The 12,405-nt window shown below is 52.4% G+C and carries 16 protein-coding genes and 1 pseudogene; 9 read left to right on the forward strand and 8 right to left on the reverse strand.

The window, feature by feature from the left end; genetic code table 11:
* Nucleotides 1–21 precede the first annotated feature (21 nt).
* Genes FCL49_RS05115 through FCL49_RS05130 form a run of 4 tightly spaced genes read left to right on the forward strand, consistent with a single transcriptional unit; the run spans nucleotide 22 to nucleotide 1,233 of the window.
* A complete protein-coding gene (locus tag FCL49_RS05115) occupies nucleotides 22–195 on the forward strand; it encodes a DUF2732 family protein (protein WP_174352681.1) in 174 nt (57 codons plus the stop codon).
* Nucleotides 195–413: a TraR/DksA family transcriptional regulator gene (locus FCL49_RS05120; protein ID WP_174352682.1), complete on the forward strand. Its 219-nt coding sequence runs from the start codon at nucleotides 195–197 to the stop codon at nucleotides 411–413. Before FCL49_RS05115 ends, FCL49_RS05120 begins: the two co-directional genes overlap by 1 nt.
* A 3-nt stretch (nucleotides 414–416) precedes the next feature.
* Nucleotides 417–794 carry a DNA adenine methylase gene (locus tag FCL49_RS24850; RefSeq protein ID WP_174352683.1) on the forward strand — a complete coding sequence of 126 codons (378 nt, stop codon included), beginning with the start codon at nucleotides 417–419 and terminating at the stop codon, nucleotides 792–794.
* Entirely contained in the window at nucleotides 787–1,233 is a 447-nt protein-coding gene (locus FCL49_RS05130) for a phage virion morphogenesis protein (protein WP_174352684.1), read from the forward strand. Before FCL49_RS24850 ends, FCL49_RS05130 begins: the two co-directional genes overlap by 8 nt.
* Nucleotides 1,234–1,337: 104 nt before the next feature.
* On the opposite strand, the gene FCL49_RS05135 is transcribed toward FCL49_RS05130, so the two are convergent.
* A complete protein-coding gene (locus FCL49_RS05135) occupies nucleotides 1,338–2,258 on the reverse strand; it encodes a hypothetical protein (protein ID WP_174352685.1) in 921 nt (306 codons plus the stop codon).
* Between the two features lie 133 nt (nucleotides 2,259–2,391).
* Here FCL49_RS05135 and FCL49_RS05140 point away from each other — a divergent pair, with 133 nt between their 5' ends.
* The 3 genes and pseudogenes from FCL49_RS05140 (at nucleotide 2,392) to FCL49_RS05150 (ending at nucleotide 4,213) form a co-directional block, all read left to right on the forward strand.
* The gene (locus FCL49_RS05140) at nucleotides 2,392–2,985 is read left to right on the forward strand and encodes a phage baseplate assembly protein V (RefSeq protein ID WP_174352686.1); all 594 of its coding nucleotides are present in this window, start codon (nucleotides 2,392–2,394) and stop codon (nucleotides 2,983–2,985) included.
* Nucleotides 2,982–3,113: pseudogene (locus tag FCL49_RS05145) on the forward strand (GPW/gp25 family protein); the annotation flags it as partial. The gene FCL49_RS05140 and the pseudogene FCL49_RS05145, both read left to right, overlap by 4 nt.
* Before the next feature lie 11 nt (nucleotides 3,114–3,124).
* The gene (locus tag FCL49_RS05150; RefSeq protein ID WP_174352688.1) at nucleotides 3,125–4,213 is read left to right on the forward strand and encodes a phage integrase; all 1,089 of its coding nucleotides are present in this window, start codon (nucleotides 3,125–3,127) and stop codon (nucleotides 4,211–4,213) included.
* Between the two features lie 282 nt (nucleotides 4,214–4,495).
* Here FCL49_RS05150 and FCL49_RS05155 read toward each other — a convergent pair whose 3' ends face one another.
* The 4 genes from FCL49_RS05155 to ftnA form a co-directional block, all read right to left on the reverse strand.
* On the reverse strand, nucleotides 4,496–4,837 hold the full coding sequence (locus tag FCL49_RS05155) for a YebY family protein (protein WP_174352689.1): 342 nt from the start codon (nucleotides 4,835–4,837) through the stop codon (nucleotides 4,496–4,498).
* A gap of 69 nt (nucleotides 4,838–4,906) precedes the next feature.
* Complete coding sequence (copD, locus tag FCL49_RS05160; RefSeq protein ID WP_174352690.1) at nucleotides 4,907–5,788, reverse strand: copper homeostasis membrane protein CopD; 882 nt, start codon at nucleotides 5,786–5,788, stop codon at nucleotides 4,907–4,909.
* A 3-nt stretch (nucleotides 5,789–5,791) separates the two neighbouring features.
* Complete coding sequence (yobA, locus tag FCL49_RS05165) at nucleotides 5,792–6,175, reverse strand: CopC domain-containing protein YobA (RefSeq protein ID WP_012006367.1); 384 nt, start codon at nucleotides 6,173–6,175, stop codon at nucleotides 5,792–5,794.
* A gap of 328 nt (nucleotides 6,176–6,503) precedes the next feature.
* Complete coding sequence (gene ftnA / locus FCL49_RS05170; RefSeq protein WP_174352691.1) at nucleotides 6,504–7,016, reverse strand: non-heme ferritin; 513 nt, start codon at nucleotides 7,014–7,016, stop codon at nucleotides 6,504–6,506.
* A gap of 374 nt (nucleotides 7,017–7,390) precedes the next feature.
* On the opposite strand from ftnA, the gene FCL49_RS24660 reads away from it, so the two are divergent.
* Nucleotides 7,391–7,621, forward strand: a complete 231-nt coding sequence (locus FCL49_RS24660; protein WP_012006365.1) for a DNA polymerase III subunit theta — start codon at nucleotides 7,391–7,393, stop codon at nucleotides 7,619–7,621.
* A 31-nt stretch (nucleotides 7,622–7,652) separates the two neighbouring features.
* Here the strand turns inward: FCL49_RS24660 and pip are convergent, their stop codons facing one another.
* A complete protein-coding gene (pip, locus tag FCL49_RS05180; protein ID WP_174352692.1) occupies nucleotides 7,653–8,606 on the reverse strand; it encodes a prolyl aminopeptidase in 954 nt (317 codons plus the stop codon).
* Nucleotides 8,607–8,778: 172 nt separating this feature from the next.
* The gene (gene dksA / locus FCL49_RS05185) at nucleotides 8,779–9,204 is read right to left on the reverse strand and encodes an RNA polymerase-binding protein DksA (RefSeq protein WP_135316118.1); all 426 of its coding nucleotides are present in this window, start codon (nucleotides 9,202–9,204) and stop codon (nucleotides 8,779–8,781) included.
* A gap of 437 nt (nucleotides 9,205–9,641) precedes the next feature.
* Here dksA and exoX point away from each other — a divergent pair, with 437 nt between their 5' ends.
* Nucleotides 9,642–10,310 carry an exodeoxyribonuclease X gene (exoX, locus tag FCL49_RS05190; protein WP_174352693.1) on the forward strand — a complete coding sequence of 223 codons (669 nt, stop codon included), beginning with the start codon at nucleotides 9,642–9,644 and terminating at the stop codon, nucleotides 10,308–10,310.
* Nucleotides 10,311–10,343: 33 nt separating this feature from the next.
* Here exoX and FCL49_RS05195 read toward each other — a convergent pair whose 3' ends face one another.
* Nucleotides 10,344–12,377, reverse strand: coding sequence for a S9 family peptidase (locus FCL49_RS05195; RefSeq protein ID WP_174352694.1), 2,034 nt, complete (start codon nucleotides 12,375–12,377; stop codon nucleotides 10,344–10,346).
* Nucleotides 12,378–12,405 lie beyond the last annotated feature (28 nt).

A 12,405-nucleotide genomic window follows, 5' to 3' on the forward strand; every position in this document is an offset into this window, starting at 1 on the left:
GCCACCTACCAGTTGGACGAAATGCTGAAGCGCGCCCGCATGGATGAGCGCAAGAACCAGGCCGCAGTGATGTCCACCAAGCTGGAGAATCTGGCCAACTCCATTATCGCCAAGGATCTGAGCCTGCGCGATGCCGTGGAGCTGCTGCGCCACGAAGCCGAATTCATCCAAAACCAGGCGATGGAGCTGCACTAATGGCCGACGCAATGGACATTGAGCAGGAACGCCAGCAACTGATCCTGGCTGCTCAAATCGAACAGGCGCGCCGGAAACCGGCCGCCCCTTCCGCCTTTCTTTGTGAAGAGTGCGACGCACAGATCCCTGAGGCACGCCGCCTTGCCGTTCCTGGTGTTGCCCGCTGCGCCAGTTGCCAGGAGCTTCACGAAACAAAATCACGCCACTACCGAGGGTAGTTTATGCTGAATTCCGCGTTGAAATGGGTGGGCGGCAAGCGCCGCATTATGGACACCCTGCGCCAACACCTGCCAACCGCACCAGGCCGCCGCCTGGTGGAGCCGTTTGTGGGCTCCGCTACCGTTTTCCTGAACACCGACTTCGATTCCTACCTGCTTGCCGATATCAACGGCGACCTTATTAACTTCCATAACCCAGACAGCAGAGATAAGGGCTTCACGTTTGAGGTGGATATTCTGAATAACACCACCTGCGACATCAGCATAAACCTGAAGCTAACAGAGCGCGTGATCGTGAAAGAGGCAGGCGGCCAAATGGTTGTAGAGGCCATCCCTGAGCCGGAACCACCTTACGCCGATCAGTGGGCACCCAATGAGTGACTTTATTCAGATTGAAGACTGGCTAGCCGCCCTCGCCTCACAACTGTCTCCAGCAGAGAGGAAAAAACTAACTCGCCAGTGGGCTAATGAATTGCGCCGACGCCAGCGCCTGCAGATCAGCCAGCAACGCAACCCGGACGGAACCCCCTACACCGAGCGAAAACCGCAAGGCCGCAGCAAAAAGGGGCGGATACGCAGGAAAATGTTTAGCAAACTGCAGACTACTCGCTTTATGAAAACAGCAACTACGGCAGACGAAGCCGCCGTTTACTTTGCCGGCGGCGTTATGCGCATTGCACGCGTGCACCATTACGGGCTGCGCGACAAAGTGAGTAAGCGGGGCCCAACCGTGAAATACGACGCCCGCCAATTATTTGGCCTGAATGATCCAGCCATCACCGCCGTCGGCGACATCCTGATTGACCACCTCAGCAAATAACCTGCAGCACAGTCGTTTTCGGCTGTGCTAGCCATGCCGGCAAACATAGACACAAATCGCTTTGCTCGATATCGGCCCCTTGTGCCAGACACCACATACTATAATTAATTAATCCGAATAGATGTATATGTCTCATAGAGACGTCGATGCTCTTGAGACACCTGCATAACATTTTTAATTGTCTTAATCTCTATACTTTCATCCAATGGATTTTTAACAAAACCTGTCAACTCTATAGACTTTTCAGCGAAGTTTATGGGGAGATTATTTGTTACATGCAATGTTTTTCCTAGTTCTTCAATGGAGGAATAGAAATCGTATAATGCTACAGCCACTGCAGCCTCCATATTCAGTCCGGGAACCTGACCGCCGACAGTTCCGTCTGGATTTTTTTGGGTTATTTTATGGGATAAAAAACCTGAAGGGTGGGATGGTAACATCATGTAACACCATACAAATAAGATTCTGAACCCACCGATAACTACGCTATGTATATTTGCATAATATTCATCTGTAGGCACCTCTAGCTCGGGGGCACCTACGAACACAGAAAGAAAAAGCATAGATTTATTCGCATCAAACTCACCTAAACATTCTTCTTTTATTTTTTGTGTTTCGTTATAATCATACTGATCAGTATTTAATGCCGGAAGTCTTCGACTAAATATCGGAACAAAACCAGACTTATTTTTTATAACTGGTGTAAATAAATATGTATTTTTATCTGGATGGCCTTTGACAGATAACGTTTGCTTTATAACATTTATTTGTTCCTTGCTCTGTAAACTTTGATGAAGTGTATACCGTTGCTGCTTAATCCGAGGGAGTTTTTTTATACCAGCTCCAGTCCCAGCCTCACGATAGGACTGAGCATGTCGAAGTAACATCATTACATCCCCATTGTTTTTTATTTTAAATCCGAGAATGTCTTTTTTTACACCTCCCACAATCATGGTAATGGAGATCGTGCTTATATTGCTCTGTAGCTCAGAAACTTGTGGTAATCCATTGTTTTTTTTAGTCACGTCCGTACCTTCGTAAACTAGGTTAGAGAAAGTTATTCCACAGTAAAGTTACAAATAATTCCCTACATTGTGCCAGCCACTACACAACGACCGCAACATGAAGCTTAGCGCATGCACATGGCAGGCTGTGCCAATGAATACACAACTTTCAGAACTCCTGCGCCTGCTGACCAATCTGATCCGAATCGGAACCATTTCCGAGGTCGATGCAGAGAACGGCCTATGCCGCGTGCAAACCGGCGGGCTTGAAACCGCGCCGCTCAAATGGCTGACCATGCGCGCAGGCAGCGCGCGCACATGGTGGGCACCGTCAATCGGGGAGCAGGTACTGATCTTGAGCATGGCCGGTGAACTGACAACCGCATTTGTCCTGCCAGCCATTTTTTCGGACGCCCACCCCGCCCCCTCGGATTCGGAAGGCGCCTTGGTTGCTGAGTTCCCCGACGGCGCCAGGTTCAGTTATGACCCCGAGGCCAGTGCCCTGACCGTGGAGGGTGTGAAATCAGCAATATTTAAGGCGACGACGGGGATCAGGCTGGAAACCCCAAAAGTCACCTGCACTCAATTGCTGGAAACGGCACAACTATCAGTCACTGATGGCGGGACGATGACAGGCGACATCACCCACAGCGGCGGCCAACTCACATCTAATGGCGTCGTCGTTGATGAGCATATGCACAGTGGTGTAGAAACAGGCGGCGGGACATCGGGAGGACCGGTCAAATGATGTATCAAGGCATGAACACCAACAGCGGCCGCGCCGTCGAAGATATCGATCACATTCGTCAATCAATCAGCAAAATTTTGCTGACTCCAATCGGCAGCAGGATCACCCGGCGCCCGTTCGGCTCACTGGATCTACGAGTATGACCGTAAGAAAATTGAGCACCGGCAAGTGGCTGTGCGAGTTCTATCACAACGGGAGGGGCGGCAAGCGTACCCGTAAGCAATTCGCCACCAAGGGGGAGGCACTCGCCTTCGAGAGCTATCAGCTCGACCAGGCAAAGGCCAAGCCTTGGCTGGGCGATAAGGAAGATAAGCGAAAACTTAGCGAGTTGAACGATCTGTGGTACAGGTTGCATGGCTGCTCGCTAAATGACAAAAAAGGCCGACTTGGCAAATTGGTCATTATCTGTAACGGCATGGGTGATCCGGTAGCGTCGGAGATTACCCCACGGGATTGGGCCCATTATCGCGATCAGCGGTTGCGCGGAGAAATCGATAACGGCTATAGCACCAGTCTTGAAACAAGGAAGGTCAGCACGGGAACGGTTAACTGTGAACAAGCTTTTATGCGGGCTGTATTCAACGAATTAAAAAGATTGGGGGAATGGTCTTTGCCAAACCCCTTGGAAAATATCAGGGAGTTCGATCAGCCAGAAAAGGAAATGGCATGGCTGAACAATGAGAAAATAAAAGCACTGATAAACGCCTGCCATGCTCATGGCAACCAAGAGCTAACACTCATCGTAAAGATATGCCTATCAACTGGCGCCAGATGGAATGAGGCCGCAAAACTAAGGCCATCGCAGATATCAAAATATAAAATCACGTATACCAACACCAAAGGGAAGAAAAACAGAACGGTCCCCATCTCGAAAGAATTATATGACGAGCTCACAATACTGGATGAAAAGGAGTTTGATCCTTGCTACAAGCAATTTTATCGAGTTCTGCGACTGGCGAATATAACCTTGCCAGAAGGACAAATGACGCATGTGCTCCGCCATACCTTTGCTAGCCACTTCATGATGGGTGGGGGGAATATCATAGTCTTGCAGCGCATCCTTGGGCACTCAGATATCAGGGTAACGATGCGCTACGCCCATTTCGCGCCAGACCATTTAGAGGAGGCAATAGCGCTCAACCCACTGACACAGACGTACAAGGACAGTGGCGGCAAAGTGGCGACAGAGGAAGAAAAAGGGTGTAATACGGTAGAACAGGAGGCGTGATAAGTGGTTGTTTTGCTTGTAAGTGACTGTTTTAAAATAACAAACAAAAAAAGACCGAATACGATTCCTATATTCGGTCTAGGGAAATGGCTCTTGGGAGAGAGCCGTGCGCTAAAAGTTGGCATTTTGTGCAAAGCTTGTTCAGCCGTGCACTTTAAGAGTAGCTTACCGCGCTATTTTTGCCAGCCAGCCACACGGCGAGTGATAGTTTCATGAAGAAATTAATTCAGCGTAATTTTCCATCACCGGTTCCCCCAAGCTAAGCCATTGTGGGATAAGCGATTAGTTAGCGCACAGCTTTTCGGCGCGTTCGCGGTACGGCTCAACACTCATTTTATGACCGGGATTAGCAGCGTCGTCCAGCAGGATCACGTCCAGCGGCTGGGCGCGCTGCTGCCCTGCTTTCACCTGCGCCTCTGCGGCTTCGTTGAGCGGGTACTGCATCAGCGTGCTGTTGTTGAGTACGAACAGTGCGCCGCCGCTGCGGCACTGCAACGTCACCTCTTCTTTGGTGAACGCCCATTGTTTGCCGTATTCCAGCTTGGTGATATTCACCAGTTGATCTGCCGCCAGCGCACCGGTCGCGGTTGCCAGCAGCGTTATGCCAAGTAATGCCGATTTCATGTTGTGGCCTTAAGGTTGCTATTTGATTCAATTTTCCCGCAGTTTGGGGGCATCCGGCAAGCCGCAATGTTACACCGGCGCATAAGTTGCAAATAAACTGACCAGCAGCAGCACGCCCGCGCCCAACCCAACTTCAATCCAGCAGGCCAGCACCAGCCCGCGCTGGGCCAACTGCGGCATACTGCTCATCGCCGGGACGATAGCGTAACGGTTGGCCAACGCCACCATCACCATCAGCGCCACCAGTGCGGTTTTGAACAGCAGCAGGCGCTGGTAAGGTGAATCAACGTCCAGCGGCCAGCTACCGAGAATAATCAAACTGTTGATCACGCCGGTCAACAACACCAGCGCTACCGCCAGGTGGCCCCAACGCGAAAAGCGTATCAGCGTGGTGACCGCGTCGCTGCGGCTTTGCGGTTGAGCCAGATAACGCAGGCAAACCAGCAACGGCAGCAGGCTGCCAAACCAGTAACCGGCTGCCAGCAGGTGCAGCGCGTGGTTAAAACGATGCGCTACGCCCAGTGCCCCTTCATGCATCGCCGCATGGCCAATAAACGCCATGCTGACCAGCAACAATGTGGAAAGCAGTGCCAAAAGCTGCGTGCGGCGCGGTTCTGCCAGCAACAGGCTCAGCAACGCCAATAATGAAATGCCCAGGTGCCAGCGCCAGACTTCACCGAAGGTGGTGCCCAGTACCGCCCACCACACCTCCAGTCGCCAGGTGTCAGCCCAGCCGTCGCCCATCTGTCCGGCCTGAATAGCCAGCAGCGCCACGGCAGAAAGCCCGGCGAGCCAGGTACAGGAGACCAGTAAAGGACGCACATCACGGGTGAGATACGGGGAAAGGCGCTGTGGCGACAATAAGGCGGTGAACAGGCTGGAGCCAAACATCAGCATCACCGCCGCAAAGTGCACAAAGCGACACAGGACAAACAGGGTCGCCAGACTCATGAGTTAGTTTACGGTGAAGCTGTACTGGCCTTTGGTTTTATGACCGTCGACCGAAACCACATGCCAGCTGACGTTATATTTTCCTGCGGCCAGATCGCCTTCGATAGGCAGATTGACCTGGGTATTGTTGTTCGCATCAAGCTGCAACTTGCCGGTTTTCACTTCGGCGTTGTCTGGCCCGGTGATTTTAATGCCGCTAAAGTTAGGCTCGATACCTTCGGAGAAGTTAAGCGTCAGCACTTTTGGTGCCGGGCTAACGCTGGCATCTGCCGCCGGTGTTTCAACTTTCAAATGAGCATGCGCCAGAGCCTGCTGTGAAGAAAGCCCAACAAACAGCACGAAAATAGTGGAAAGCAGGCGATAAGAAGAACGAATTTTACCAATCACAGTGATATCCCTTACAGCAATAATCGAGGGTGATAAGGGTTAAGGCTAACCGCCAGGACGATGTATCAGCAGCCCAACCCACCGCAGATGATTGCGCCACGGGTAAACAGAAGAAGGGATTAACCAGTAACCCACTGTTTTAACTCTCTACCATCCCTGTAGCGTATCGGGTCAAATGATAACGAGTGTCATTATGCAAGTCGAGCAGAACGCTGGCATTTTGCGATCTGGTAGCACATATCGCTGTATAACCGCGATAAACTCAGGTCATAAAAAAACCGCGCACCGGGCAAAGCCGATACGCGGTTTTCAACAAGGGTAATTAAACCTAGCCGTTACCGTTCTCGCCGGCTGCACCCATTTTCTTCAGATCTTTATCAATGAAGAACAGTGCATTACCGCTGTTACCCACCAGCGCCAGTTTATCCAGCACGGATTTGAACAGCTTCTCTTCTTCGTGCTGCTCGGCAACATACCACTGCAGGAAGTTGAAGGTAGAGTAATCGTGGGCAGTCATGGCAGCATGCGCCAGTTCGTTGATCTGACGGGTAATCAGTTGCTCATGTTCGTAAGTCTGCTGGAACACATCCGCCAGGGAGGCAAATTCAACCGGCGGTGCAGCGATGCTGCCCAGCAGAGGCAGGGAACCGGTATCGCTCAGGTATTCGAACAGGCGTTGCATGTGCTGCATCTCTTCCTGAGAATGCTCTTTAAGGAATGAGGCAGCCCCTTCAAAGCCTTTATCGCTACACCATGCGCTCATTTGCAGGTACAGGTTGGCAGAGTAAAACTCCAGGTTCAGTTGCTCATTCAGCTTCTTGGTCATTTCTGGCGTCAGCATAATCATTCCTTTATTTTGCAGGTATCAACTTAATTTTCCGCATTATGCCTTGGTGAAAACAAAATAAATACACTTGATTCACATCATTACCCATTTAATTTTTAATCACTTAAAAATCAGCATCTTATTAAAAACACAAATTATTCATTTAAATTATTATGATAACCATTTACATCTTTATATTTAATCAAAAGGCGAATCATTCTTATTTAAAATAATAAATAGATTACATTGCCATCAGTGTAATAAATAACCCTTCATACCGCCTGCCATTCTTTGTACTTAACTCCCCTTCTGCGCTTCAGGCTTGCCAAGCGCCGCCGGGTGCATTACCTTCTGCGCTGATCCAATGCGGTAACAGTAAGGAGAATACGGTGGGTTACAATCTGGCAGAGCTTTCCAAAGAAGAGATGGACAAAGTGAACGTTGATCTCGCGGCTTCCGGCGTGGCGTTCAAAGAACGCTACAACATGCCGGTGATCCCGGAAATGGTTGAGCGTGAACAGCCGGCGCACCTGCGTGATTATTTCCGCGAGCGCGTGGCGCATTACCGCGTCGAATCACACAAGTTTTCACGCCTGCCGTACGAGCCGAAGTCCAAATAGTAAAAAGCCCGCCGAGATGGCGGGCTTAATGTCACTTTGCGGCAAACCTGTCGGTGGCCAGCATCAGCTGATGCAGGATACCCGGTTCGTCAAACGAGTGCCCGGCCCCCTCGACGATATGCAGTTCCGCCTCCGGCCAGGCCTTCGCCAGATCCCAGGCGTTTTGCACCTGGCAAGCCATATCGTAGCGACCATGGACAATCACCGCCGGAATATGGCGGATCAGCGGAACATTGCGCAGCAGTTGGTCATCGCTCTCCAGGAAGCCCAGATGTGTGAAATAGTGGTTTTCTATGCGGGCAAACGCCAGCGCGAAATCATCCTCACCAAAAGAAGCCGACTCGCTGCTTGGCAGCAAGGTAACCGTCTCCCCTTCCCACACGCTCCACAGCTTGGCTGCCTCAAGCTGCACCTGCAGATCCGTTGAGGTCAGGCGCTGGCGATAAGACGCAATGACGTCCTTACGCTCTTCCTCTGAAAGAATCGACAAGACGCGCTCCCATTTTTCCGGGAAGAAGCGCGAGGCACCGTCCTGATAGTACCAATGCAGCTCCTGCTTACGCAGAGTAAAAATACCGCGCAGCACCATTTCACTGACGCGTTGCGGGTGGGTTTGCGCGTAGGCTAACGCTAACGTCGAGCCCCAGGAACCACCAAACACCAGCCACTGATCGACACCGGCCATTTCGCGCAGCCGTTCAATGTCCTGCACCAGATGCCAGGTAGTGTTGTTGTCCAGACTGGCGTGCGGCTTGGAACGGCCACAGCCACGCTGATCGAACAGCAACACCTTATAACGCTGCGGGTCGAACAGTTGGCGATGATAAGGGGAAATACCACCGCCCGGCCCGCCGTGAATAAACACCGCCGGCTTACCGTCAGGGTTGCCGCTCAGCTCCCAGTAGATCCGGTGGCCATCTCCAGTGTCCAGCCAACCGCTGTCATATGCTGCTAACGGCGGGTACAAACCTCGTAATTGTTCCATGGCGCTTCCGTCTCTGAGTGGGTCATACCCTCATAAAAGCCGAAGCCACTCATTTGGTCAACGGTAAAACCTGAAAACTCCTGCCCTCCCCAACAAGTTAGGGTGCGTTTGCTTAAAATGAATACGAACTGACGGCAAAATACCGGCTGGCCACGAGTAGCCAGCCGTGAACTTAGCCCCGTTTACGCAGATGTGGCTCTCGCATTTCCTGAGCGGTTTTGGCTTCAATGCTTAGCTCCGCCGTCGGCCGCAGCAACAGCCGCGCCAGTCCAATAGGCTCACCGCTTTCACGGCAATAGCCGTATTCGCCGTTATGTAATCGCGTCAGCGCCGCGCTGATTTTCGGCAACAGACGGCTTTCGCGATCCAACTGGCGGAAAAGCAATCGCAGGTCCTCTTCGCGGGCGGCTTTGTCCGCTTCGTCGCCGGACACCTCGCCGCCATCAATATCCCTCTTCAACGCATCAATGTGCTGCAACAGCTTTTGTTGCTCGTCCAGCAAGCGCTGGCGGAAGAAAGCCCGCTGCGCCGGGTTCATGTAATCAGACTCCGGCATGGCCAGGAGCTGCTGTTGGTTTAGTAAGGTCACAACGTTCATTGCGCTCTCCGGTTATTACTTAATTGTTATATTATAACATATCATAATAATTAAGCAGCCATGCATACGAAAACAAAATTGCACCTATAAACAATCGACTAACAAAACCACTCGCTTTCCTGCTTGCATCCGACAGGCGTAAGGGGGTTAATGGCTGAGCAACCCACCCAACCATAGGTAACTGAGAGGCCATCATGAGTAAGGGAATGGATAGCAAAAAAAATGCGAAGAAGAAGCCGTTGAAAACCCCTGCAGAAAAACGTGCAGGCAAACGCGCGAAGAAAGGCCAGTCGACCGGCGAGTAAGCGAACTTCTAACCGTAATTAAACCCGCCAAGGCGGGTTTTTTGTTGCCTGAAATAATGCTCCACCTTTCAGCGGTTGGCAGGCGCAGGCCTGCCGGTTAAGCTAAACCTGTACAGCCACTCTGAGGAAACCATGAATTTACGCGTAATAGACACTGAAACCTGCGGGCTGGAAGGCGGCGTGGTAGAGGTGGCTTCTGTTGATCTGATCGACGGACAAATCGCCAACCCAATGAGCGATTTAATCAGCCCCGACCGCCCTATTGGCATTGAGGCCATGGCCATTCACCATATCACCGAGCAGATGGTCGAAGGGAAACCACGCATTGCGGTTGCTATCGGTCGCTATCAGGGCAGTCCCTACTATGTCGCGCATAATGCGGCATTCGATCGCGGCGTGTTACCCGAAATGCGCGGCGCCTGGATATGCACCATGAAACTGGCGCGCAACCTGTACCCGGACATCAAATACGGCAACCAATATCTGCGCTATGCGCTGAATCTCGATGTTCAACTGCCGCAGGACACCACGCTTTACCCACACCGGGCGTTATACGACTGCTACGTGACCGCCGCGCTGTTGCAACGCATCATCAAGGATTCAGGTTGGACGCCGGAACAGATGGCGCAAATCACTGACCAGCCAGTACTGCTGAAGAAGTTCAAGTTCGGTAAGTATCGTGGACAGGAAATTGATCGCGTCGCGCAGGAAGATCCCGGCTATTTGCGCTGGATGCTGAAATCTATTGAAGACCTCAGTCCGGACATGAAGCACACGCTGAAATACTATCTGATTGGTTGAAAAAGCGGGCAGCGCCAGCCGCCCGCCTGAAGGTTACTCCGCCAGCGCCAGAATAAAGGCGTACTCCAGCGCGATATCTTCATAAGCTTTGAAACGTCCGGACTTGCCGCCGTGACCGGAATCCATATCGGTATACAACAACAGCTTGCGATCGTCGGTCTTCAGCTCACGCAGCTTGGCCACCCATTTGGCCGGCTCCCAATACTGCACCTGAGAGTCATGCAGGCCGGTAGTGACCAGCATATGCGGGTAATCCTGCGCCTTAACCTGATCGTACGGGCTGTATTGCAAAATGTAGTCGTAATACGCCTGTTCGTTCGGGTTGCCCCATTCGTCGTACTCGCCGGTAGTCAGTGGAATTGACTCGTCGAGCATGGTGGTGACCACGTCAACAAAGGGCACCTGCGCCACAATGCCGTTGAACAACTTGGGTGCCTGATTAATCACCGCGCCCATCAGCAGGCCACCGGCGCTGCCGCCCATGGCAAACACCCGTTTGGCATCACCGTAACCCTGGGCGATTAACGCTTCGGTTACGTCGATGAAATCGTTGAAGGTGTTTTGCTTTTTGAACAGTTTGCCGTCTTCATACCACAGTTGCCCCAGCTCGCCGCCGCCGCGAATGTGTGCCAGCACAAACACAAAACCGCGATCCAACAGGCTTAAGCGACTGGCGCTGAAGGCCGGATCCATGCTGCTGCCGTAGGATCCGTAGCCATATACCATCAGCGGGTTAGTACCGCGCGTGAAGCTATCGTGGCGGTAGACCAGCGAAACCGGGACTTCGACGCCATCGCGAGCCTTCACCCATACCCGCTCGCTGCGGTAATTTTCCGGGGTGAAGTTTTTCACTTCCTGCTGCTTGAGCATCACGCGCTCACCGCTGTCGAGATTAAGCTCATACAGCGTGGTCGGCGTGGTCATCGAAGAATAGCCATAGCGCAACAGCTCGGTTTCCGGTTCCGGATTGTACGCCAGCCAGGTGGTGTAGGTGGGATCGTCGAAGGCAATGCGCTTCACTTCGCCGCTCTGCCAGTGGATCTGTCGCAGTTGGGTCAGACCTTCGCTGCGCTCTTCCACCACCAGCCAGTCACGGAACAGGCTAAAGCCCTCCAGCATCACCTCGATGCGTGGAGCGATCAGCGTCTGCCACTGCGCCTCATCCGCCTGCTCACTCTGGTAGAGGCCGAAGTTCTTGCCGTCCTTGTTGGAACGGATATAGAAATGCTGGTGATAGTGATCGATACCGTATTCATGATCTTTACGACGCGGCACAAACATCTGCGGCTTGCTGTCGGCGCGATCGGCGTCCAGCAGCAGGATTTCCGAGGTGGTGGTGCTGCTCAGGTGGATCAGAATAAAACGATCGGAAGTGGTCTTTTCCAAGCCGACGTAGAAGGTGTCATCTTTTTCTTCGTAGATCAGCTCATCGAGCTGCGGATCGGTGCCCACCACGTGGCGATAGACCTGATAAGGCAGCAGCGTTTTGGCATGTTTGCGTACGTAATACACGGTGGCCGAGTCGTTGGCCCATTCAAAGCTGCCGGAGGTGTTTTCCAGCACTTCGTCAGTCCAGCTATCGTCGCTGAGGTTTTTGAAACGAATGTCGTACTGGCGACGGGAAAGGAAATCCTCCGCGACCGCCAGCTTTTGGTTGTCAGGGCTGACTTCCAGCCCGCCCAGGGTATAAAACTCACGCTGCTCGGCACGTTGGTTACCGTCGATCAGGGTGTCCCAATGCTCGCTCTCGGCCTGCGGCTGACGGACGTAAATCGCGTATTCATTGCCCGGTTCGAAGCGCGTCTGATAGCGGTAACCGTGCCGGACGTAAGGCACTGAATGTTCCTGCTGGGGAATACGCGCCACCATCTCTTCATACAGCGTTTCGCGCAGCGCCTGTTGCGGTTTCAACACTGCGTCGGTAAAGGCGTTCTCCGCCTGCAGATAGTCCAGCACCTGAGGGTCTGCGCGCTCGTCGTCGCGCAGCCAATAATAGTCATCTACACGCGTGTCGCCGTGGGTAGTGATGGGATAAGGACGTTTTTCTGCCTTAGGGGGTGTCATCATTGCTAAATCATCCGCTTACCTTGATTAA

Origin of the sequence: Serratia proteamaculans, from assembly GCF_013337185.1 — a bacterium.
Taxonomy (GTDB): domain Bacteria; phylum Pseudomonadota; class Gammaproteobacteria; order Enterobacterales; family Enterobacteriaceae; genus Serratia; species Serratia proteamaculans_D.